Here is a 24,029-nt window from a genome sequence, read left to right as displayed (position 1 = left end):
ACCAGCAGAGATCTAATCAGCAATGGGGGATGCATTGTTCATGGAATATATAAGCACAAGAGGACAGGTAACAGGTAAAGGCTTTATTGAGACAGTACTGATGGGCTTGGCGGATGATGGCGGCCTTATGCTACCAGCACAGATTCCGACGGTAAGCGCCGCCACGTTGGAACAATGGAAGACGCTGAGCTATGAGGAGCTATTCCTGGAAATTTTCGCTTTGTACATCAATGATGAGATTCCGCGTGAGGACCTCAGAGAGCTGGTGCGTCGCAGCTATTCCAGCTTCCGTACACCAGAGGTGACTCCGGTGCATAAGGTGCACGACTCTTTGTATATTCTGGAGCTGTTCCACGGCCCTACCTTCGCATTCAAGGATGTAGCACTACAGTTCATGGGTGAGTTCTACTCCTACGTGTCCAAGAAGCAGGGGCAGATCATTCACATTCTGGGTGCAACCTCCGGGGATACCGGAGCTGCAGCCATTCAGGGTGTACGTGGTAAAGAAGGCATCAAGATCTGTATCCTGCATCCGCATCAGAAGGTAAGTAAGGTGCAGGAGCTGCAGATGACGACAGTACAGGACGAGAATGTATTGAATCTGTCGGTTAAGGGCAACTTTGACGACTGCCAGGGCGTAATCAAGGAGCTGTTCGCTGACCTTGATTTCAAGAGTCAGTACCATCTGCGGGCTATTAATTCCATTAATTTTGTACGCATTCTGGCACAGACGGTGTATTATTTCTACGCTTATCTGCACATTGAGCAGAGCGGTCCGTCTTCTAAGGTGAACATCAGTGTGCCTTCTGGCAACTTTGGCAATATCTTCTCTGGCTTCCTGGCCAAGAAGATGGGTCTGCCGGTGAACAAGCTGATCATTGCCACGAATGAGAATAACATTCTGGAGCGCTTCGTGAAGACTGGCGAATATCGTCCGGGTGGCTTCAAGAGCACATATAGTCCTTCTATGGATATTCAGGTGGCCAGCAACTTTGAGCGCTATCTGTATTATTTGCTGGATGAGGATGCTGCACAGGTATCTCACTATATGGCACAACTGAAGGAGCAGGGGGCTATCGTCATCCGTCCTGAGGATCTTGCGAAGGTCCAGGCTGATTTTGCAGCTTATGGTACCAGCAATGAGCAATGCCTGGAGATCATCAAGTCGTACCAATCCGAGTATGACTACCTGTTGGACCCACATACGGCCTGTGGTATTGCTGCGTATGAGGCGAATCAGGAGCCAGGCGAGGTCACGATCACCTTTGCTACGGCTCATCCTGCCAAGTTCAACGAAGCCATCGAACTAACGGGAATTGAGCAGCAATTCCCAGAGCCGATTGCTCGCTTGTCCTCCCTGCCTCAATATCAGGTTGTAGTAGATAACGACAAGGCTGAGATTGTGAATCAGCTAGAAGCCTTCTACACGCTGAAGGGCTAATGCTGTTACTCCGACCCGCTGGGTGGGAGATATGAGACCTATCCATCGAGTTCATGAAGAAGCTGTTCTCACGGCCAATGCTGGCTGCTGGGGGCAGCTTTTTTTAGGATGTGACATGAAAAGTGAGCCTGAGCGATTTATAATAAAGCGGAGAATACCACAGTGAGATGTCAATGGCGAAGCAAGAACACCCAAGCAGCGAAGCGCTTGATTAGGCTTGTCAGGAGGAGGAGACAGACACACATGCTGAAGGAACGAGTAGAATACTTATGCAAACGAAGAGGGATTACCCGCAAGGAACTGGTGGACGGGCTGGTTACACAGGCGCATTTTGCTAATATTTTGGCGGATCGCTATCCACTACCAGAGGATTTGGCGGAGCAGCTGGCTCCAAGGCTGAATGTGCCAATGGATCATCTGACAGAGGCAGCACGAGCCGACGAATCCGTCCTGGTCCAGGCGGAAGACATCTTCCAACAGCTATCCCAGACAGCCTCCTTCGTGCCAGAGAGCTACGTGCACGAGCTGCCGGATCGAGCCCCTGCCCTGACGATCGAGCTGACCACGGCCCTTATGAAGGCTGTCTACTATCAGCAATTAAATGATCTGGCAGCCTATGAATATATACATAGCTCGTATCTGAACTTTTACCTTGATAAGTATGGTCGCCCGGATGAAGTAAGCGTGCCAGGACCGCTCCAGAAAGCATTATTGTTCTATAAAATACAGCATTATCGTTCGAAAGGTTATTATCATGATGTATTGCACCATGTAGAGAAGCTATTGAGCAAGGTGGAGCCAGGGACAGAGATATGGCTGACTACACAAAATATGAAAATGGAAGCATATGTATCCCTCAAGCAATTTGAGCAGGCCAAGCGTGTGTTCGATGAAACGCTGCGACGGGTATACGATGACCGCTTATTCCACAGACTGTCAGGTCTGTATGTAGCCTATAGTGGATATTGCTATGCTGTAGGCTGGCTGAAGGAAGCTTTGTCTGCCTTGAGTATGGCAGAGGCTCATCTGGTCTATGCTCCTAATGCTGGTGAAGTGATGCTCTCGATCATGAACAACCGCATTATTATGGAGACTATGGCAGGAAAATATGACAAGGCGCTAGAGGATATTACTCGGCTGCAGTCAATGGTGGAGAAGGAGCCAGAGGAGACGAGGCAGCTTCTTAGACCCACGCTTACGATCTACCGTTGTGAGCTGGCATTAGCCCGCAAGCATTGGCCTACATTGTCTGCCGAGGTGGAGGAGCTGGGACAGCTGCCGTTGAGCCGAGATCAGCACATGACGCTGCTGTTTTATCAGAGTCAATTAGCTCTATCTCACGGAGCCAATGAACAGTTCATGGAACAGGCCCTTGCGTGTCTGGAATACTATGAAGAGACGCAGCAGGAGCTTCGACTGGAGCAGCTCTATGAAGCGCTTGCGACCATATCTGAGGAGGGGCGAAAATATAAGGAAGCCGCTACCTACTATCGCAAGCTGGTGTATTTGCTTAGAAGACACAGCGCGCCTGGAAGCATGGACTAGACTTACCAATCGCACGAATCAATTGTACGAAGTCACAAAACTCTACTCCTAATAGGGGTGTATAGATCCCGGAAGTGACACTTTTATTGCGCTTATATCGTTATTTTTCCAAATATCGAACTCGAAGATCCCTGTGAAGCAGGGATTTTTGCTGTTTTATTGGATGTCCCGAGATGTATTGTGGTGAGGCTGCGCGGGTGTTTATACTTGAATTAAGCCAGAAACATAGCTAAACGCTATAACTAATGAAAAGAGGTGCAGCCATGCTAGGATGGTTCGGGAAAAAGAAAAAGAATGAAGATGCTCTGCAGCATGCCGACCGTGTCATGAATACAGGATTAACAGGGCTAATGATGAAGGGCTTCGTATCGAAGGAGCATCGGGATGCGATCAATCAAGGCCTTAATTCAGCCAAGGATGCTCAGCTTGCTGCTCATGGTGGCCTGCCGCTAGCCGCTACTGCGAAGGTGTTACGTGTTACAGATACTGGTAAGCTGATTAACTTTGATCCGGTGGTCATTCTGGAGCTCAGTGTGACGGAGACAGGCGGCAGTTGCTATAACAAGACGATGGAGACCTTGGTATCCAAGCTCCAGATTCCTCGGGCAGGCGATACTGTAGGGCTTGCGTCCAATCCTGCCAAGCCTTCCGAATTCCTTTATATGGGTCTGATTGCAGGCTGATCGGTCTGCAGCCAAGTCCTGGAGTATGAATGCAATGCGTATAACCTATGAATGCGATGCATGTAACAAGGGATAGTCGAGTTATTTAGGGTGCTTTAATGGGGCTGGCAAAGCAAAGTCTCGAACGAGTAGCAAAACTATAAATACCGTTGTACAAAATAGCGAACAGGTGAGCAACAACCTCGGCCTCTAACCTGTTCGCGCTACCTTTTTTATAGAAATCCAATGGCCTTGTACATTCTTCCTTCAATAAAAAAGATGATATTCAAGTCAGTTTTATTGAATAGGAACTAAAATCTCGCACAGGTGATTATCAATCCTTTGTAGAGTATATCTTTCAATAATGGGCTGTTCTCTGATGGATAGATTATTTTCCTTGATTTCATAAAAAATGCTGTCCCAAAATTGACTGATGGCTTCCTTAGAATGGTCAAGCAAGAACACAGCGTATTTTCCTCCAGGAAGATTACCAGCCTGTGCCGGTTGTTCCACATTAAAGTCTTTATCTACAACCACACAAACATCATACCGACATTCCTCTTTAGGAGTAACCTTAGGGTTATCCTGTGGTATGCCTAGAATCGCAGCTTGGTTCAATACACCATTCAACTGTGCCCAATGCTTGAAAGATTCCATTAATTCTTTGTTTTGCTCTCCACCATACGTTCCAACGCTTCGGAAATAGGCAATTCTTGATTCAGTTAATTCCTCAATGGTAATTTTCATTGTATAATCCCCCTCCTTTCCAGGATAAGGTAATATGATATAAAATAATTATCAAGCCAGTTTTAAAAAGAAATTATTAACTATAATTAATCAGTCTATAATTTCCTTTATGTACTCAACACTCTAAATGAAAAGAGCACCTCAATGCGCGAATGAATTCATTCGTCCATCGAGGTGCTCTTTTACTTAATTCCGCTATTGCTATTGTTCTAAAGTTCATTTCTATTGCTCTAAAGTTCATTGCTCTGGGTTTACTGCTTCAGCGTAATATTAATGGGCTTCGGCCTGCTTGGTGCTTGCCTGATTGTGATCCCGGTGAAGCTTGCGATCGTATACAAATGGACCAAAGGGCAGCAGGGATGCGAGCACACCCAGAAAGGATTGCCACAGTGTAATTTTGCGTACGACCAGTGCGAACAAGATGGCTGCAAGGTACATCACGAATAGAATACCGTGGATCATCCCCGTCCAGCTGACCATTTGCGGCAGATCCAATCCATATTTGAGCGGCATAGCAATAAATACAAGCAGCAGATAGGATATAGCTTCAAAAATACCTACAACACGAAGAATCGGTAGTGCACGACCAGTCAATTCAGGCAGCCCCTTTCAGCATCTTACACCCTTCCTGAAATGCAATGCACTTGAGAGAGGATATGTAAAATGACCGTACATGATTTGGTGGGATCATATACGACGAGAATGTTATTTTTTTATAATATATCCTATAGAAAGTGCCTTGAGATCACTGGAAAGTTACGAAAATTTGAATATTTTAAATTCATATAATTATTTATACATATCATTAAATTTGTTTGCAAGGAATTGAAGATATTACCGTCATGCTATACTTTTTCACAGCCTTTCATAGGGTTCGTTATCGTGGTTCGTTATCCCTGTAGCGCTCATGAAAGTCATCAGTAAACTGTACTTTTATTGCGGAATAGCTACCCAGTGGCCCTTGGATACCTCCACCAGCTCTGAACGATCCAGTTGGTAGTTGTCAGGCGTGCGTGCTTCTTCTGGTGCCAGACGCTTCTTGGCAGCTTCTCTGACAGGATCAGGAATCGGTACAGCGGCCAGTAATGACTTCGTATACTCATGCTGTGGATTGGTGTACAGCTCTTCACTCTCTGCCAGCTCTACAATTTTGCCCATGTACATGACAGCGACCCGATCGCTGATGTGCTTGACCATGGACAAATCATGAGCAATGAACAGATAGGTCAGGCCGAGGCGCTGCTGCAGCTCCTCCATCAGCTTGACGATCTGAGACTGAATGGAGACGTCAAGTGCGGATAGCGGCTCATCGCAGACAATGAACTGCGGCTCTACTGCCAACGCTCTTGCAATTCCGATCCGCTGGCGTTGACCGCCCGAGAATTCATGTGGATAACGCAGGGCATGCCGGGGCTCAAGGCCGACCATATCCAATAGCTCCTCTACCCGCTTGCGCCGTTCCTGCTTGCTGCCGGACAGACCCTGCACATCCATTGATTCTCCGATAATATCCAGCACATTCAATCGTGGATTCAGCGAAGCATAGGGGTCCTGGAAGATCATCTGCATATGCCGGCGCATCGCCTTCATATCCTTTCGTGAGAAGCGATTAATCGCCATCCCCTGGTACAGGATATCTCCGCCTGTCGGCTCATGCAGGCGCAGGATCGAACGTCCCGTCGTAGACTTGCCACTGCCGGATTCTCCTACGACCCCAAGTGTCTCACCGCGCTGAATATGAAAACTGATGTCATCAACCGCGCGGAGCACCTTGCCTTTGCCCAGATTGAAATGCTGCTTGAGGGACTTCACCTCCAGCAGTGGACGCTCATCCCGGGAAATCACTGTGGATGCAGGCTTGGGCTTCTTGGGCTCGTCCAGCCGGGGCAACGCGTTCAGCAGCTTCTGTGTATAAGGGTGACGCGGATTCGCGAAGATCTCAGTTGTCGTGCCTGTCTCGACAATCTCCCCTTGTTTCATAACAGCAACGCGGTCGCACACGCCTGCGACGACACCCAGATCATGGGTAATCAGAATGATGGCTGTACCGAACTGCTGCTGCATATGCTTCATCAGATTCAGAATCTGCGCCTGAATTGTCACATCGAGTGCGGTCGTCGGCTCATCAGCAATGAGCAGGGAAGGACGACAGGCCAGCGCGATCGCAATCATCACTCGCTGTCGCATCCCGCCGGAGAATTCATGTGGATATTGATTGAATCGTACTTCACTATCGCGTATGCCTACAGATTGCAGCATTTGCAGAGCTTGTGCCCGTGCCTCCTGATGGGATAGCTTTTGATGCTTTTGGAGGCTCTCCATAATTTGCTGCCCGATTCTCATCGTCGGGTTCAGCGAGGTCATCGGGTCCTGGAAGATCATACCGATCTCCTTGCCACGGATTCGCTCCATTTCTGGCTGGGTCAGCTCCGCCAGATTTTGACTGTTAAAAAGAATTTCTCCGTTCTTCAGGTAGGAGGGAGGTGAAGGAAGCAGACGCATGATCGAGCGTGCAGTTACACTTTTTCCACTACCGGATTCGCCGACGATGCCGAGCGTTTCTCCTTTGTTCAACGTGAAGCTGACGTTACGCACAGCCTCGAATTCATCGCCTCTTGTCTGGAAAGATATACTTAAATTGTTCACTTCTAATAACGGGGTCATCTCACTCACCTGCACCATGTCGAATTATATGAACTTGGGAAATTTTATGCTTGACTTCACCACAATATGGACTAATAATTAAGTATACTAATATACTCGGAATTGTCAATTTGAGTTCTGCTATGATTGGACTTTCAAGCAATTTTGGAGAGGATTTGTCGTTCTATGGAATTATCGGGAGCTGTCCAACACAGTTTACTAGGTCGTAATATAAGTGAAGCTTTTGGAAAAATGCTGCATAGCCCGTTGTATAAAGGAGCCGTATTCTTACTTGGTGCTCCGGTTCATCTGTATGCTGGCATCGTGCATCTGGGACGAAAAAGGAATCATCCCTTCTTTGCAGTTGAGCAGGAGATAAGGCGTGAGCTACTGGAGGCAGGTACCCGTGATCGGCTGCTTGCTGAATTCAAGGAGCAGCTGCAATTGAAGGAGCAGTTCTTTCAGCGGACTATAGATGAGGAGGTGCTCGCCAAGGAGGCAGCACAGCTGGCTGATGAACGAATCGAGGCATTGGTCCGGGAGCAGGCTACCCGAAGGATGGAGGAGCAGGGCGAGGAGAAGCCGACTTATGCGGCTACGTTTCAGTCGCTGCTGACACGTCCATTGTTCTGTATTTTGTCTTTCCTGCCAGGCCTGCTGATGTATGGCCTTCTTTTTATGTATAGCAATCCTTATCTGAAATACATGCTAGAGCGGCTATTCATGACATTATTCGTTATCTTCGGTGTATCTGTGCTCGTATTTACGATCCTGTACCTATCCCCGTTCAACCCGGCGGCGAATATTTTGGGTGTGACGGCGACGCCAGAGCAGATCGCTAATTTTAATGCGGTGTATGGACTTGATCAGCCTTATTGGGTACAGCTATGGAACTATCTGCGTGGTATTGCCATGTTTGACCTTGGTAAATCCTTCGCCGGTAATGAAGAGATTGCCTCAGCAATTGCTCGCAAATTCCCGGTGACGCTCGTATTGTCAGTGCTATCGTTAGTGCTGGCCGTTGTAATCGCCTTGCCGATCGGGATTTTGTCGGCGACGAGACCGAATACGCTGCTGGATTATTCCTTTATGCTGATAGCATTGATTGGTCTGTCGATTCCTAACTTCTGGCAGGGGTTGATCTTCATTCTGAACTTCTCCATTAAGCTCCAGTGGCTGCCGCCGACCTATAATCCGCAGAACTGGCTATCCATGATTATGCCGATAGCCGTGCTGGGTACAGGGCTGACAGCAGCCGTAGCAAGGATGACCCGATCGTCGACGCTGGAGGTCATTCACGAGGACTACATGCTGACAGCCAAAGCCAAAGGACTTACGGAACGACAGGTCATCTGGCGTCATGGAGTTCGCAACGCGATTATCCCAATCATCACGGTGATCGGCCTGCAATTCGGAGCCATGATGGGCGGGGCGGCCGTGACGGAGAAGGTATTCAACATTAGCGGCTTGGGCAGCTATATTGTGGATAAGCAGTTCATACCCGATATTCCGGGTATTATGGGCGGTGTCGTATATATAGCCATTACGATTTCCATTATTAATGCAATCATTGACATTTCTTATGCCTTCTTCGATCCGCGAATTCGTTCCCGGATGAAACAATATTGATAAAGCAGGTGACTTCATTGGCTGATATGCTCCACATTTCCAAGCACAGAGCAGCCATCGCACTCCAATCCTCATCAGAGTATCAGCAAGCCAGTCTGGCAGGGATATGCTCGCTCGTTGTGACCGTGATCTGGTTGTTAGGCAGTTATGATTTTGCAGATGGACAGCTGCGTCCCTTTGTTCTCATTGCTGGCATCGTATATGGTGTGTTCACGCTCCTACAGGCAGGTCTTACGCTTCTGCTCCGCAGAAGCCTGCTTCGTGAGGGGCGTATCTCTTCAAGACTACGCTTGCTGGGGTACGTGCAATTGCTGAGCTTGCTTACAGGCAATATATTTATCTTTCTCGCCGCCTGTCAATTGATTAAGAAGGAACGAGTGCCAGAGTACACGATAGGGATCTACATGCTGCTCACGCAGCTGGCTGTCATTGCCGTATCCGGGCTGAATGTGTTCAAGCCCTACGTAGCGGATACCTTCATAACAGGCATGCTGGCTCTGATCATCGTGGCAGTGTTCTATCTTGTAGCAGTGCTACTGATTGCCCTCGCAGTTAAGAGGGATCATATCCCGGGCTGGATGCTGTGGCTGGCGATTCCCTTGATGGCAACAGCTGTAACAGGCAACCTCTTTGCTCTTGTACTGGGGCTGTCGTTAATCTCCAGAATTCGTAGACAGGCCAGTCATACAGTAGGGAGCTGGGAGCGGATCAGTGAGCATCTAACGGGAAATACCACTTCGATGCTTGGCGCATTTTTCGTTATTTTTCTGTTCAACATCTCGATAGGCAGCTTCTTCACCTTTGATTACGGCATGGCGATCGAAAATAATTACAGTGCGATCCTGCAGCAGCCGTCCCTGGCTTATCCACTGGGTACCGATAATTTCGGGCGCTGTCTGTTCTCTCGTATTATCTTCGGTGCGCGCATCTCACTGATCGTCGGTGTGATCTCGACACTCATACCGCTGTTGCTCGGTGGTATACTTGGTGCCGTTTCTGGCTATTTTGGACGCTACACAGACCATATCATCATGCGTGCATTGGATATTCTGTATGCGGTGCCGGGCATTCTGCTGGCAATTGCTATTATCGCAGCCTTCGGTGCGAATACGGTGAACCTGATTGTGGCCTTGAGTGTGGGAGCCATCCCTACTTATGCTCGGACTATGAGAGCTAATGTGCTCCAGGTATCTACATTTGAGTTCGTCGATGCTGCCCGGGCTTTTGGCTCAGGACATTTGAAGATTATTTTCAAGCATATCGTTCCGAATTCCATGGCTCCAATGATCGTCAAATCAACGTTGACCATCGGTAGTGCTGTCATTGCCACGAGCAGTCTGAGCTACCTGGGTCTTGGCGTAGAACCGCATATTCCCGAATGGGGGAACATTCTGAAGCTGGGTAGTACGTATCTGGAGAGTCATTCCTACCTGGCGATCTATCCAGGGCTTGCGATTATTGCGCTTGTACTGTCATTCAACTTCCTCGGGGATGGTCTGCGTGATGCGCTTGACCCACGTATGGAGCAGTCCTCGTAGACAGTTGAATGTGAAATTCGAGCAAACCGTGCATCACAGCCATCGGTGGGTTGTTCTGACCGCTTAGGTATCGTATGTGAAGGTGATTGGATCAAGCCATGTTGAAGTAAACGCCTGTTTGGAAAAGGGTAGTACAAGAGGGAGTTCAGTTAGCGGTAGCGTGCAATATTCGGCCTTCAAGAGGGCTGCATAAAGTACTGCCGCTTGTCAATGAAATTATACCTAGCAAAATGATAGGGATAATGGTAATATAAAAAACAGGAACACACACATAGGGGGAGTTCAACCATGAAGTTGAGACATGTAATATCGCTACTACTCGTATTCGCTATAGTACTTAGCGGTTGCAGCGTAGCTACCAAATCAGAGGTTGCAGGTAACACCGAGTCCCAGGCGGAAGAGACTGCTACTAATACAAATGGTGTAGAGATTGAATTGCTGGCACAGACGGCCAGTGAATCTGATGTAAATATTATCCGTGATCAGTTGACCAAGAACGGCTTCAATGTGAAGCTGAATCTGCAGCCAGACTACGGCGGCTTCACAGCCCAGAAGGACGCTGGTAACTATGATATTGCGCTGTCCAGCTGGACGACGGTAACGGGTAACCCGGATTATGCGGTTCGTTCCCTGTTCAAGACAGGCGGCGATTACAGCATTTTGGCAGATTCGGACGTTGATGCATTGGTTGATGAAGCTTCCACGCAGACACCAGAGCAATATACAGAGACTTATAAGAAGCTTGAGCAGCGCCTGGTGTTCGACAAGGCTTACATAGCTCCATTGTACATTTCGTTGAAGAGCCAAGCGATCAACAAGGATATCCTGCAGCCGGAATCGGTGCATTTGTCTAAATCCCGTGCACTGGCTTGGGAGCATATCACCTTTGCCGATAGCAGCAAGAATACCAAGGACCCGCTCGTTATTACCCAGACCGCGTCCACATTGACTTCTTTGGACCCGATCAAAGGGAATGATGGCTCCATTAATACGATTAACACGAACATGTACGTTCGTCTGATCAACCTGACAGATGACGACAAGATTACTTCCGATGGTTCGTTGTCCCGTAATTTTACGATTGCTGATGGGAACTCCGAATATTACTTCATTTTGCGCGATGATATTAACTTTGCCAAAGTGACAGATAAGAAAGCTGTAGATACCGGCGAGCGTGTCGGTGCAGATGATGTAGTATTCTCTCTGAACAGAGCGAAGAACAAGGATTCTGTACCGGATCACCGTACGTTCTCACTGCATGAGCACATTAAGGATGTAGAGGTAGTAACCGATGTAGCAGCGCTGGATGCTGTGAAGAGCAATGATGGCGGCAGCGTGCGTGAAGCTCTGGAGAAGGGCTTGGATAGTCGTATTACACAGCTCGTAGCGGATAAAAAGCAAGCCAACAATGCTGAGGGTAAATACCAGGTCGTGAAGCTGACTACTACAGAGCCATTTCCACAGGTGCTGAACTATCTCGGTCACCAATCTGCTGGTATTGTATCCAAGAAGCAGGTAGAGAGCATCAACACGTATGACGTGGCTTCCTTCGATGTCAATAAGGATATCCCTTATGGAGATCAGAACACCGTGACCGAAGGTGACAAATACAATAACACACTGTATGCAAGCGGGCCGTACATCTTGACCTTCAAGAACGATTACGAAGCTGTGTTCCAGAAGAACCCTGGCTACATGAAGGGAACTGAGAATGAGCCTAAGATTTCTTCCATCTCGCTGCGCTTCATTGCCGATGCAGACAGTGCTCTGTCAGCTCTCCGCAGCGGTGAAATCTACTACTACTATAATGTTCCTGAGACGAAGTACAATGTCGTTAAAGGAGACAGCAAGCTGGTGCTGAACACCATCCCGAGCAACGCTGTAGCTTATCTGCTATTCAACACTAAAGGCAGAGCTGTATCGGACAGTGAGGATCTGAGAAAAGCTGTGCTGTACTCCATCAATCAGGATGAGATTCAGCAATTCTACGAAGGCAACAAGCTGAAGGCTGTATCCACACTGAGCCCACTTGTAGAGACAGGCAATGAGCTGAAGGCAGATCCAGCCAAGGTCAAAGAGCTGCTGGCAAGCTACAATAGCTCGAAGTAAACAAACAATCTGAAAGGCAAAATAAGGTGAGGTACATTCGCCGAATTTGCAGATGACACCTACCAGATGAGCTCCAAGTTGAATAACTAGACTGATAAATGATATCGGTACGGACTCATTCGTTCATATTGAAATAACATAATCAGCCCTTTCGAATTCCTTGCGGGGAACACGAAAGGGCTGATTGTCTTATCAGTTCAATATAGTCTCAAGCACAGCTTAAGCTCTTAGATGTTAGTCGTTGATTCATTCATGGCAACCAAGCGTGGTGTATGGCCAGGTTACTTGCCCGATACGGCAGGGGGAAGCCATGCACTGATCATTGCTTCAAAGCCGGTACGAGCCATATGTGGATATTTCATGCATAGCCGCTGGTATGCTTTGCAGATATCTGGATGCAGCGGATGGTTGCTGGGAAGACCTAGCAGCTCAGATACTGTGGACTTGATGCCTTGTGCACGGATATGCTCCTGGATTCGTACAGCCTCCTGGTCCTCCGCAGTGTCGAACATGAGGGCTGAGGCTATAGCAGAGACGATCGCGTCGGTAGGAAGTCCCAAGGCATGGGCATCGAGTGCGGGCCTGAGCAGGCGCTCATGGGGAGAGAGCTTCCGCAATGGTGATCTACCGATTCGCTCGATTTTATCCGTGAAGTTGGCGTTAGAGAAGCGCCGTAGAATTTTAAGGATGTAACGCTCGTGAATCTCCGGGTCAAAATGATGCTTGCTCACTAGCAGCGCTCCAGTCTCCTGAAGTACAGCACGTACCCGCTCACGGATGGATGGATTGCCCATCGCTTCCTGAATGGTAGTACAGCCTTCCAGATAAGCGAAGTAAGCTGCACAGCAATGGCCTGTATTGACGGTGAAGAGCTTCCGTTCCAGATAGGGGTCCAGTGTCTTCACATATCGTACGCCTTCAATTCGCGGTAAGCCTTGAATGGCATCAATATCATGAATGACCCATTCACTGAAGGGTTCTACCATAATTTGTAGCGGATCTGCATGCTTCTGAACAGGAACGATTCGGTCAATTAACGCATTTGGGTACGCCATGAGGGACTTCAGCTGCTCAGCTGAAGCTGGTCTTAGATGACGCAGAATATATTGCTTCAACTGATCGCTCGCCTTGAGACCATTCTCGCAGGCAATAATCTGTACAGGTACGTCGTCACGGCGATGCTTCAATCTGAACTCTAGCCCTTTGGCTATCGACTCTGCAATATCCTTGAGGGCAGACATACCCACTGCGGTCGTGATGATATCAGCCTCAGCTATGGCCTGTGCCACTTCTTGCGTGTGGCTAATGCTGATAGCCGTCACATTATGGACCATGAAGCTATCACGGTCGTCATTCGCGAGTGTGACCCTGTATTTACCGCGTTGCTGTAGCTGAGAGACCTGCTTTTGATTACGTGCGACAAAACATACATCAAAACCGGATTGGGTCAGCGTGGGGGCTATGAGTCCCCTGCCGATATTTCCCGCTCCAAAGTGAACTGTTTTCATTGATAGAGTTCCTCCTTCAGCTTGCTAATGCTAGCCTGCCAGGCGTGAGGAACAGGATATGCTCGAATAGCGTCTCCACTGTTTCCGAGTCCTGCTCCACCGCAGGCTGTATGGAAATAGTGTCTGTCGCGCGAAAGTCGCGTGAAGTATTAAGCGAGTATGTTGGAGCTATTCGCAAATGCACGGGAAATGACATGCTCGAAATCGAGGGAGCTTAAGCTGTCTGTCTTGTAATGCGGAGTGTCGAATTCAAGGAAGTTTGTAATTTCGTTAGGGATGACTACGCAATGCATACCAGCTGCAGCCGCGGCTCGCGATCCGTTCGGCGAATCCTCGATTGCTACGGTCTCGCTAGGTGTCAGCTCAAGGCAAGCAAGGGTCTGTTCGTACAGCTCAGGGTCAGGCTTCACATTCGCGACATGATCGGCGGTACGTATGCATTCGAAGTAGTGCTTAATACCAAGATGGTCCAAATGCTTCTCGACCCATGCTGTAGATGAGCTCGTTGCCAATCCAAGACGCAATCCAGCTTCCTTCGCAGAATCCAGATAATGCTGGATGCCAGGTCTGATCTGCTCCAGCTCCATCAGCTCAGCGTGTCTTGCCTGTACGAGTGTGCGGAATTCGTCCTTATCAATGGGCAAATTCAGGTCAGTCATCAGATACTCGTAAGGGTTGAAGCTGTTCAGGCTTGTGCCGATGCAGGTAGAATACTGCTCCAGGGTAAGATCAACTCCGTGCTCCTGGTAAGCCTCACGAAAAGCGGTGTACCAAGCTGTCTCCGTATCGATAATCGTTCCGTCAAAATCAAAGATCATTCCTCTGATCAAGTTCAACCATCTCCTCTTCAAGCAGTTAGTTAGCAAATCTCACACGTTTCACCTCTCATAAGCTCCAAGTCGAGCTTTTCTGGAAGTGAATGGAGTGGAATCATCGCTGTTTGCTATAAAAACCGTAACATAGCCTTCCAGATGGTTCAAGTTTGTCAGGGAATATAACGCATGTATTAAGCGCTTACAATAGATTGTTTTTTTACATTTTTCAAGATGTTTTTGTGGCGTTAAAAGCTGCTATTTATGCCCCAATTCAATAATTGGAGAAAACGTTTAATTTCAAGCTGGTTAAGGGTTTGTTAGCCTGAGGTGTATGCTTAGGACAAGACGGCCATTCGCTTAATCAGAACAGGAGGACAGCAGCCTCATTTCAGAAAAAATATTTTTTTGAAATTTTAGTGCTCTGATGGGCTGAATGATCTCAGAAATAGATGATTCCGCCTAGTGGGGAATTAATTTTTTCCAGCTGCCAGCAAGGTGTGAATCGGAGGGAATGGGGAGTGAAACTGGGAAGTACCAGAGTATATGTACCAGAATATTAAATCACTAGAGTATAGCCGTAAAGCTTGCTGCTCTTCTACTGTGCATGACAGGTCAAAGAACAACAAGCTTAATGGCGTTGACAGTCCCTCGTTGAAGTGGCTCTATATTTGCATTTGATACGGTTAAATTACCAGGTTAGTTGGAGCTGCCTTGCTTGCTACCTTCAATCAGCATGTCCACGAACAAGTCGATCTGTGCCATGACGGCAATCGGGTCATAGCGATAAAAGGTGTCAAAATCATTGATGAATAGGCGACCGTTCTTTGCCGCATCAAGGTTTTTCCATACAGGAGAACCTTTTAATTTTTCCAACGCATCACTATTATTTTCAGGATTATAGAACGTCAGGAACATGTAGTCTGCAGCATAGTCAGGCAGCACCTCCATGGAGAGCTGTACAGTCTGATCCTGTCCTGCCATCTTATCCGGCATTTTGAGTCCAAGCGCATTATAGACAGTCTGCCCGCCTCGACCTGCATTATCGTTGAATATCCACAGATCTCCCTTGTCAGTCAATTCATATAGTCCAACCGTTGTATTCTCATCCACGATTCCTTTGATCCGCTCACGTCCCTCAGCAGCCTTCTTATCGAACTCGGCGAGGAATTCCTTAGCTTTGTCCGGTTCTCCCACGAGATCCCCGAAGAGCTCAACGGTTTCTTGAATATTCTTTGTAGTACCGTATGGAATATGTACCGTTGGTGCAATTTTGGACAAAGCCTCATAGCTCTCATCGTACATGACAACGATCAGGTCTGGCTGGAGCTCAAGGACCTTCTCCGCGTTAATGGGAGCGCCGACATCCTGGGCTCCTGAGAGCTTGTCTTTCATAAAAGGACTGTCGAAGGCGAGTGGTTCCGCACCAATGACGTTACCCCCAACGGACAGCACTTCGCCTGCATAGTAATCGGTCACAATGCGCTGCGGGTGCTGTGGAATCTCGACAGGTCCTTTGGCCGTATCGAAGGTACGGGTGGCTCCCTCAGTAGGGGCCGCTGTCGTGGGTGAAGCTTCAGGTGAAGTTGCTGTAGGTGTGGTGCTCGCACCGCCACCGCTGCAAGCGGACAGCATAATGGTACAGACAAAAATCAACATAAATAGCGGTAACAGATAGCGATTGTGATTCATACAAGCCTCCTAAAGTAAGAATACCGACAAGTTAATACCTTTTCGCAGAACAACAAGCTCAATAGGGGTCGAGAGGGCTCCTGGCGTGCAGCGACTATATACTCATAGTTGATCTGGTCAAAGTACTAGCATTCATACACAGAATGAGCGCGTGCAGCGTGTAATGTCTCAACCAGTGTAAATGATATTGCGAATCATTATCAATAATAAAATGTATCAAAGCCAACTATTTCTGTCAATCATTTAGTGCAATATCGGAGTTGCTTCATACGTTCCTGTAATCCTCTATTTTCGCCTGATATAGATTAATATTGTCCAACGGCAGGCCACTCAATTTTCCAACGCCAAAAAGAGAAGTGACAGTTATAATGTAAGCGTACACATAAAAATAATAATATCTGTTTCATTAACATGAAAACGAGGCATATATTAAGCAATTCTTAGTACGAGCAAGCTGAGATGGGGGTGAGAGGTAATGAGGTTATGGCGCGGCAAGTTAGGCATTCCCTTTCGGCACAGTATACGAAGTCGTCTTATGATGTCCATGATCCTGGTAGCGGTTATTCCCATTGCGATCCTGACGCTTGTAGCTGCTGAGAACAATCGCAGAGCCATGGAAATGGAGATTATCGGAACGAACCTGTCCAATATGAAATGGACCGCCTCCTACCTGGATGAGCAGTTCGCAGATTGGAATCAGCTTATCTATTCCATGCTAATCAATCCTTATCTAGATGGTTACCTGAGAGCCTCCGAGGAAGCCGATTTATCCAGAAAATTCGCGGCTCAGCGAAATATTACTGATTCTCTTACGAATATGTACTACTCTGCCGGAAATCAAGTGCTTGGCGTCAGGCTCTATGCCAGAGACACCCGCCATCTATTCGTAGTGAATGCCTCCACCAGCTCGATGCGAACTCCAGCCATGCTTCCGGATATATACAGCATTTTGCTAGAGCAGCACAAGGATGTACTCATTCGTACCGACCCGCAGGACTCTGGGCGCTTTCAGCTCATTCGCAGCATTAATCGATTCGAGAACAAGGAGAAGCTGGGGGCAATCTCACTGGATATTCGCTGGGATGCTGTGGAGAAGACACTGGAGCTGCTGGGGCGCCAAAATGAAATGACCGTACTCATTACCGATGCCGATGGACAAATATTATATCGCTCACGCGGTGAGGCCTCGATACCTCTAGGGCTAGCAAGCAGTCTTATCACTGAGTCTGAAGATGGATATATGAAGGAGGGGGAGAATTACGTATTCTACAGCGCAATAGAATCGACTGGGCTTAGGATCGTATCTCTGATTCCTGGTAGCGTAATTAACCAGAGCGCCTGGACAACCATGCGATCAGGGCTGCTGGTAGGTACTCTCGCAGCGACGCTTGCGGTAGTAGTAGCGGCATTTCTGGCTTGGCGAACGGCAACGCCCATTGTCACATTGGCCCGTTCCTTGCGGGATTTGGACCCCATTCATGGCAATACAGGACTAGGCAGTACACGCACGGATGAGATCGGTATGCTGGAACGGAGATTATATCAGATGTCCCGTCGGATCAAAGAGCAGGTCCGCAAGGAATACGTTATGCGCCTTGAGAAAAACACTGCTGAGCTAAAGGCGCTGCAGTCCCAGATTAACCCCCATTTTCTGCAGAATACGCTACAGCTGATCGGAAGCATGCTGTTTGCCAAGCAGCCGCATGAGAGCTATGAGATTGTCAGATCACTTAGTGATATGTTCCGATATGTGATTCGCGAGCCGGACGATCTGACAAATCTCGGCGCGGAGCTCAAGCATTTGGGCAATTATATGAAGATTCAGCAGCAGCGCTTCTCTCATCAGCTGCATTATACGGTAAGCATAGACGAGGAAGAGCTCAAGTCCGCTATTCCCAAGCTTAGCCTGCAGCCACTGGTTGAGAATGCTTTCTTTCATGGCTTAGAGCCTAGGCAAGGCACCTGGGAGCTGGAAATTAAGGCGTACAAAGAGGCAAGCATGCTTACGATTGCGATCCGCGATAATGGTGTTGGTATGAGCGCAGACAGACTAAATGAGGTGCGTATGCGCCTTGAGCAGCAGGATGGACAATTGTGGCGTCAGGGCAGCCGAATTGGACTGCATAATGTGGCTGCACGCATTCGGCTGCATTTTGGTGAGGAGTATGGAATCTCAATGGAGAGTAGCGCTGGTCAGGGCACGACAGTATTCGTTCATATTCCTGCCCATCAGCATATGGACTCTTGGTCTACTAGAAAGGGAACTTCATATGGATAATCACAATCTACCTACGTTCGCTGTGTGAACGGTATGGAACAGATACATTTGGTTCAGCAAGGCTGCGTGTTCGGCATATGACAAGCTTGTACATTTTGTTGTGGGGGTGGCTGGATGATCAAGGTATTAATCGTCGATGATGAGAGTTGGAACCGGGAGCTGTTCCGCAGCCTGGGACAATGGGAGGCTCTTGAGATGGAAGTGGTCGGAGAAGCCGCTGATGGAGAGGAGGCACTGAGACAAATGGAGGCCATGCGGCCGCATATCGTCATTACAGATATGAGAATGCCAGCCATGGATGGCGTTCAGCTCATGGGCCACATCCGGGAGCGGTATGCTGATACTAAAGTGATCGTCGTTAGTGGCTATGATGATTTTGAATATGCACGACAAGCGATCAAGCATCGTGCTGTGGATTATTTGCTGAAGCCGATCGACCCGCAGGAGTTGAACAATGTATTAAACAAATGCAGAGAGGACATTCGGCAGACCCTGGTCCGAACGGTGGGATTGAACTATGACTCCAGAGTGACGGCACTGCTGCTTCCTTATAAGCGATTGTTCCACACGGGCTTCAAGCACTGGGACGAGGAGGGGCTGCTTGCTGTATTCCGCCAGCTTCACGATGAATTAGCGGCCAGCACTGCACTCACGCCCGATTCCCTGAAGCAGGTCATCTACGAGCTAAGGCTGGAGCTGGAGGAGCTATGCCAAGCTAACGAGGTGGAATGTGAGACGGAGATCCGCGAGCTACGTGAAGGTGCGGAGCTTCAAGTTCAGGGCGAGCTGGAGGCAGCAGCTTTGCTGGATGCTGTGCACAGGCAACTGTGTAAGGCTTATCTGAAGGCGTTACGTCTGTTGCAGGAGCAGCGACGGATGAGATTCAGACTGAATCTGGATGAGGTGCAAGGCTACATTGATGAGCATTTTGCCAAGACTATTTCGCTGGAAGGAATTGCACAAGCTTTCCATGTCAGCAAGGAGTACCTGAGTAAAATGTTCAAGCAGAGATTCGATTGCACAGTGAATGACTATATTATTCGACAGCGCATGAATAAGGCTCGCAAATGGCTGGCTGATGAGGATATGCCGATCAAGGCCGTAGCAGAAATGGTGGGTTATGAGGATGTGACTTACTTTTATCGTGTCTTCAAGAAGCATTTCGGTATAGCTCCTGGCGAGATGAGGCGTAATGGATAAAGCCTGATTAATAAAGCCTCATTAATAATATCCAATCCAAGAGAACAATACTGTCCAATTTCAAGGAATCCCCTAGCGGCTATAATGAAAGCGTAACCAAAACGCAAGAGACATCACAATGAAAAGCTTAGGGAGGTCATCAAGATGAGAAAACTTTGGACCGGAATGCTGTGTACGATTCTGACAGCAGGCTTACTCGCAGGGTGCGGCTCGACGGGAACGGACAGTACGGATACATCCAGCCAGGGCGGGGATGGTGTGAAGAACGTAACTCTCAAAATGTTCGTTGCCCAGCCACGTTTCAAGGAGCAGTACGATAGCTATATTGCCAAATTCGTCGCCAAGCAGAAGGCTGAGAACAATGTAAATGTAGATGTTCAGTTGGAGATGCCTACAGCCGATAATGCAGCACAGATCCTGAAGACTCGATTGGCTTCCAATGATGGGCCTGATATTTTCGCACTGCATGCCGTGAATGAGTCTCCTTCCTTCTATAAAGCAGGCTATCTGGAGGATCTGTCAGATCAGCCATTCGCTTCCAAGCTACTCGACAATGTCAAGCCGTCAGTAACCAGTGTAGATGGGAAGATCATTGCCCTTCCTTTGGAAACGCTGTCATGGGGATATCTCTATAATAAGAAAATTTTCGAGGAACAAGGCTTAACTCCACCGCAGACCCTCTCCGAAATGAAAGAGGTGATTGCGAAGCTGAAGGCTAGCAACATCACTCCATTTGAGCTGTCGTACAAGGAGGCTTGGGTTCCCCAGCTCATACTGCCGTTGGCTGTAGGTGGGATGGTGAAGACAGAGAATCCTGATTTTGTAGATCGGATGGGCAAGGATGAGGGCTCATTTGCCGAAATGAAAACCGCAATCTTCGATGTGTTCGATCTGATTAATGCAAATGGAACAGCGAAGGCTACTGAAGCTAGCGCCGATGACGGTGCCGCCTCCTTCGCCGCAGGCAAAACGGCAATGTGGCTGCAAGGTCCATGGTACGCCGAGACGATTCTCAAATCCAATCCCGATCTTCAGATTGGCGTAGCTCCACTGCCACTGAACGATAATCCGGACGCAACGCTGATTAACCTGAGTGCATCGACATCGTTGGCTGTCTCATCTGCAAGCAAGAATAAAGAGCTCGCCAAGGAATTCCTGAATTTCATGCTGGATGACAAAGAGTCTAATTCCTTCTTCGAATCCGTGAAGTTCAATCCAGTTGCTACGATTCACACGTATAAGAACTTCCCGTGGGTGGATGAAGCGACAGCCTATGTGAAGGAAGGCAAGTCAGTACAGGATCCTACGATTCCGCAAGCTGTAAAGGATGAGGCCGGAAAGGCACTGCAGTCTTATTATGCGGGACAGATCAATCAGGATGACGTCATTAGCGCATTGGACAAAGCTTGGAAATCCTTTAATAAGGTGAACCGTTAATCGTGAGAAGGAGGGATTTGTGTGACTGGAGGTAGCTATCGCCGTTTACTCTCCTTGCTCGCTTTCGTGGCGCCTGCGTTTGTAATCTATGCCTTATTTCTGCTCATTCCTACGCTGGGAGGCATGTACTACAGCTTCACGGATTGGAACGGACTGAATCAGAATTATTCCTTTATCGGCCTGGAGAACTTCACGGAGGCACTGCGCGAGGACCCGGATTTCGTCAATTCACTATGGTTCACTCTGAAATATGTACTGTTCATGGTCGTGCTTCAAAATGCTTTTGCACTGCTGCTGGCAACATTGATCGAGACGAGAACCCGCTCGAAAGGATTTTTTCGCACCATCTTCTTCATGCCGAATATGATCAGTGTCATTATCAGTGCCTTCATGTGGACCTTTATCTTCTCGCAAGTGCTGCCACAGCTGGCGGAGAAGACGGGACTGGCACTACTCGATCAGCTATGGATTGGTGACCCGAGCGTATCCTTCTACTCGATTCTCATCGTTTCACTCTGGAATGGTGTAGGCTATATGATGATTATCTATCTGGCGGCATTGCAGGGTGTACCGCAAAGTATCAAGGAAGCAGCACTGATTGACGGTGCGACACCGCTGCAGAGCTTCCGTCATGTTACGATGCCGCTGATCTCTCATGCTGTTACGATCTGCTTCTTCCTAACACTCAATGGTGCCTTTAAGGTATTCGAGGTCGTGTATGGGTTGACAGGCGGTGGACCAGGACGCAGCACGCAAGTCATTACGATGAACATTTATGAGGAGGCCTTCTCTAACAACTTCAGATATGGTTATGCAAGTGCCAAGTCTGTCATCTTGTTCGTGATTGTACTAATTATTACCTTCATCCAGATTGGTGCCATGAAGAAGCGGGAGGTGGAGGCATGAAGGCTCGCAGACTGTCTTCCATACTGATCAGCGTATTCCTGAGTGTGGGGGCTGTGGTCTCTTTCTTCCCGGTCTATATGGCGATTATTAACTCGTTCAAGACTCAGGGAGAGATGTTCGCCTCCTTTACTTCTCTACCTACAACACTGAATTTTGATAATTACATTCAAGCCTTCGAACGAATTCAACTGGTGCAGAGTACAATCAATTCGACGGTGGTATCGGTACTAGGCATTGGGGGAATTATCCTGTGCTCCTCCTTGGCGGGCTATAAGCTATCACGAACACCGGGAAAATTAAGCGCTTTTATCTTCTCGCTGTTCGTCGCATCCATGCTCGTACCGTTTCACTCCATGATGATCCCGTTGACTCGTATGGCCAAGACGTTGAATGTTAGCGGTAGCACCTACGGACTGGCACTGATCTATATCGGACTGGGCGTGAATATGGCGATCTTCCTGTATCATGGCTTCGTCAAGTCGATTCCTCGTGAGCTGGAGGAGGCGGCTGTGATTGATGGGTGTAATCAGCTGCAGACCTTCTTCCGCGTCATTTTCCCGCTGCTGCTGCCTATCTCGGTCACGATCGCCATACTGGACTTTCTGTGGATATGGAATGACTTTCTGCTACCTTTGCTCATGCTGACTGATTCCAATGACTACACCTTGATCCTATCTACCAATGCGTTATTTGGAGAGTACACTAAGGAATGGTCGCTTATTCTGGCGGCGCTTGTCTTGACGGCGATTCCCGTAATTGTCATCTATTCCTTCTTTCAAAAATTCATTATGCATGGCATTGCTGAGGGAGCGATAAAGGGTTAATTCAAGCTTCAAGCTCTAAGGTATAAGCTTAAGGTACAGGCTCCAAGGTTAAGCTCCAATCTCCAATCTCTAAGGTTTGGACCTAGTCTCGTCAACTATGATCAGCTATGGAGTGGAATTTACGCAAAAGGTTTGGCCACACAACAAAGACCAGTCATGGAGAGATTCCGTGACTGGTCTTGTTGTAATTATGTACATTTAAATTTTTGTGCTCACTGTAAACGTAGAAGTGTCTAGCTGCCATATATCCAACATCCTGAAGCGCTCAGCGACTTAGCGTACTAGCGAGTTGAGCAGGATGCTGATTATATCAGGTCTTCTGCTTGACCTTGACCCCATGTGTCATGGAAAATCAGTCCTTGCAGATCCCTTCTACTCGCCCAGTTGGACAACTCTAGAATTGGCTTGGAGGGATAGTGGTCTGTATATCCGATAGACAACAGGGCAACAGGCTCAATGTGGGGTGGAATGCTCAGGATGTCTCTAACGTCGTTCTTCTTGTAGAAGCTTACCCAGCCGAGAGCCAAGCCTTCCACACAGGCTGCCAGCCACATGTTCTGGATCGCGCAAGCGGTGGACAGCAGATCCGTCTCGGGTATGGAATTCCGGCCCAGCACATGAGACCCGCCTCGTGTAGGATCGGAGGTTACGCAGATGGTCAGTGGTGCCTGCATAAGACCTTCCACTTTCAGATTCAGAAATTCTTCCTTCCGATCCTCTTCATAATGAATGGCCAATGCTCTGCGTTCCTTGTCCGCTGCCCAGGCGAGACGAGCTTTGACAGCTTCGTTAGTGATGACTATAAAATTCCAGGGCTGCATAAATCCAACCGATGGGCCGTGATGAGCAGCATTTAATATGCGGCTAATTGCCTCTGGGGGGACAGGCTTATCCACGAATGTTCGTATATCTCTTCGGGTATAGATGACCTTGTATAATGCTTCCTTTTCTTGTTCACTGAACATACTGAATCAGCTCCTGTGGCAAAAGTGATTGGAAATCATCCATTAACCTGATTATACTAATCCAATCCGCCCTTTATGGGAAGCCTGATCATG

The 24,029-nt window shown here is 48.1% G+C and carries 18 protein-coding genes; 11 read left to right on the top strand and 7 right to left on the bottom strand.

Translation table 11 applies throughout. The features are described from left to right. Positions 1-40 precede the first annotated feature (40 nt). From thrC to D328_RS0110265, 3 genes are all read left to right on the top strand, one after another. Complete coding sequence (gene thrC / locus D328_RS0110275) at positions 41-1,441, top strand: threonine synthase (RefSeq protein WP_018884914.1); 1,401 nt, start codon at positions 41-43, stop codon at positions 1,439-1,441. A 243-nt stretch (positions 1,442-1,684) separates the two neighbouring features. Continuing rightward, positions 1,685-2,986, top strand: a complete 1,302-nt coding sequence (locus tag D328_RS0110270; protein WP_018884913.1) for a helix-turn-helix domain-containing protein — start codon at positions 1,685-1,687, stop codon at positions 2,984-2,986. A gap of 263 nt (positions 2,987-3,249) precedes the next feature. Beyond that, entirely contained in the window at positions 3,250-3,669 is a 420-nt protein-coding gene (locus tag D328_RS0110265) for a hypothetical protein (protein WP_018884912.1), read from the top strand. 276 nt (positions 3,670-3,945) lie between these two features. Here the strand turns inward: D328_RS0110265 and D328_RS0110260 are convergent, their stop codons facing one another. The 3 genes from D328_RS0110260 to D328_RS31815 form a co-directional block, all read right to left on the bottom strand. Further along, complete coding sequence (locus D328_RS0110260) at positions 3,946-4,395, bottom strand: AraC family transcriptional regulator (RefSeq protein ID WP_018884911.1); 450 nt, start codon at positions 4,393-4,395, stop codon at positions 3,946-3,948. A gap of 270 nt (positions 4,396-4,665) precedes the next feature. Next, a complete protein-coding gene (locus D328_RS0110255; protein WP_018884910.1) occupies positions 4,666-4,989 on the bottom strand; it encodes a DUF3817 domain-containing protein in 324 nt (107 codons plus the stop codon). A gap of 339 nt (positions 4,990-5,328) precedes the next feature. Next, the gene (locus tag D328_RS31815) at positions 5,329-7,059 is read right to left on the bottom strand and encodes an ABC transporter ATP-binding protein (protein ID WP_018884909.1); all 1,731 of its coding nucleotides are present in this window, start codon (positions 7,057-7,059) and stop codon (positions 5,329-5,331) included. A 165-nt stretch (positions 7,060-7,224) separates the two neighbouring features. Here D328_RS31815 and D328_RS0110245 point away from each other — a divergent pair, with 165 nt between their 5' ends. From D328_RS0110245 to D328_RS0110235, 3 genes are all read left to right on the top strand, one after another. After that, positions 7,225-8,667 (top strand): ABC transporter permease, encoded by a 1,443-nt coding sequence (locus D328_RS0110245; protein WP_018884908.1) that lies wholly within the window; start codon positions 7,225-7,227, stop codon positions 8,665-8,667. A gap of 26 nt (positions 8,668-8,693) precedes the next feature. Then, entirely contained in the window at positions 8,694-10,205 is a 1,512-nt protein-coding gene (locus tag D328_RS0110240) for an ABC transporter permease (protein WP_033412788.1), read from the top strand. Between the two features lie 288 nt (positions 10,206-10,493). Next, positions 10,494-12,314 carry an ABC transporter substrate-binding protein gene (locus D328_RS0110235; protein WP_018884906.1) on the top strand — a complete coding sequence of 607 codons (1,821 nt, stop codon included), beginning with the start codon at positions 10,494-10,496 and terminating at the stop codon, positions 12,312-12,314. Between the two features lie 281 nt (positions 12,315-12,595). Here the strand turns inward: D328_RS0110235 and D328_RS0110230 are convergent, their stop codons facing one another. The 3 genes from D328_RS0110230 to D328_RS0110220 form a co-directional block, all read right to left on the bottom strand. Continuing rightward, a complete protein-coding gene (locus D328_RS0110230; protein WP_018884905.1) occupies positions 12,596-13,822 on the bottom strand; it encodes a mannitol-1-phosphate 5-dehydrogenase in 1,227 nt (408 codons plus the stop codon). 149 nt (positions 13,823-13,971) lie between these two features. Then, on the bottom strand, positions 13,972-14,652 hold the full coding sequence (locus tag D328_RS0110225; RefSeq protein WP_018884904.1) for an HAD family hydrolase: 681 nt from the start codon (positions 14,650-14,652) through the stop codon (positions 13,972-13,974). 681 nt (positions 14,653-15,333) lie between these two features. Beyond that, positions 15,334-16,326: an iron-hydroxamate ABC transporter substrate-binding protein gene (locus tag D328_RS0110220; RefSeq protein WP_018884903.1), complete on the bottom strand. Its 993-nt coding sequence runs from the start codon at positions 16,324-16,326 to the stop codon at positions 15,334-15,336. Positions 16,327-16,801: 475 nt separating this feature from the next. Between D328_RS0110220 and D328_RS0110215 the strand changes: the two genes are divergently transcribed. The 5 genes from D328_RS0110215 (at position 16,802) to D328_RS0110195 (ending at position 22,971) form a co-directional block, all read left to right on the top strand. Further along, positions 16,802-18,604, top strand: a complete 1,803-nt coding sequence (locus D328_RS0110215; RefSeq protein ID WP_018884902.1) for a sensor histidine kinase — start codon at positions 16,802-16,804, stop codon at positions 18,602-18,604. Positions 18,605-18,718: 114 nt separating this feature from the next. After that, positions 18,719-19,804, top strand: coding sequence for a response regulator (locus D328_RS0110210; protein WP_018884901.1), 1,086 nt, complete (start codon positions 18,719-18,721; stop codon positions 19,802-19,804). A gap of 144 nt (positions 19,805-19,948) precedes the next feature. Then, on the top strand, positions 19,949-21,241 hold the full coding sequence (locus tag D328_RS0110205; RefSeq protein WP_018884900.1) for an ABC transporter substrate-binding protein: 1,293 nt from the start codon (positions 19,949-19,951) through the stop codon (positions 21,239-21,241). Positions 21,242-21,262: 21 nt separating this feature from the next. Then, positions 21,263-22,147 (top strand): carbohydrate ABC transporter permease, encoded by an 885-nt coding sequence (locus D328_RS0110200; protein ID WP_018884899.1) that lies wholly within the window; start codon positions 21,263-21,265, stop codon positions 22,145-22,147. Next, positions 22,144-22,971, top strand: a complete 828-nt coding sequence (locus tag D328_RS0110195) for a carbohydrate ABC transporter permease (protein WP_018884898.1) — start codon at positions 22,144-22,146, stop codon at positions 22,969-22,971. Before D328_RS0110200 ends, D328_RS0110195 begins: the two co-directional genes overlap by 4 nt. A 305-nt stretch (positions 22,972-23,276) precedes the next feature. Here D328_RS0110195 and bluB read toward each other — a convergent pair whose 3' ends face one another. Then, the gene (gene bluB, locus D328_RS0110190) at positions 23,277-23,936 is read right to left on the bottom strand and encodes a 5,6-dimethylbenzimidazole synthase (protein ID WP_018884897.1); all 660 of its coding nucleotides are present in this window, start codon (positions 23,934-23,936) and stop codon (positions 23,277-23,279) included. Between the last annotated feature and the right edge of the window lie 93 nt (positions 23,937-24,029).

The organism is Paenibacillus massiliensis 2301065 = DSM 16942 (assembly GCF_000377505.1).
GTDB lineage: Bacteria > Bacillota > Bacilli > Paenibacillales > Paenibacillaceae > Paenibacillus > Paenibacillus massiliensis.
The sequence above is the reverse complement of the archived record's forward strand: the minus strand, read 5'-3'. Positions and strand labels throughout refer to the sequence as shown.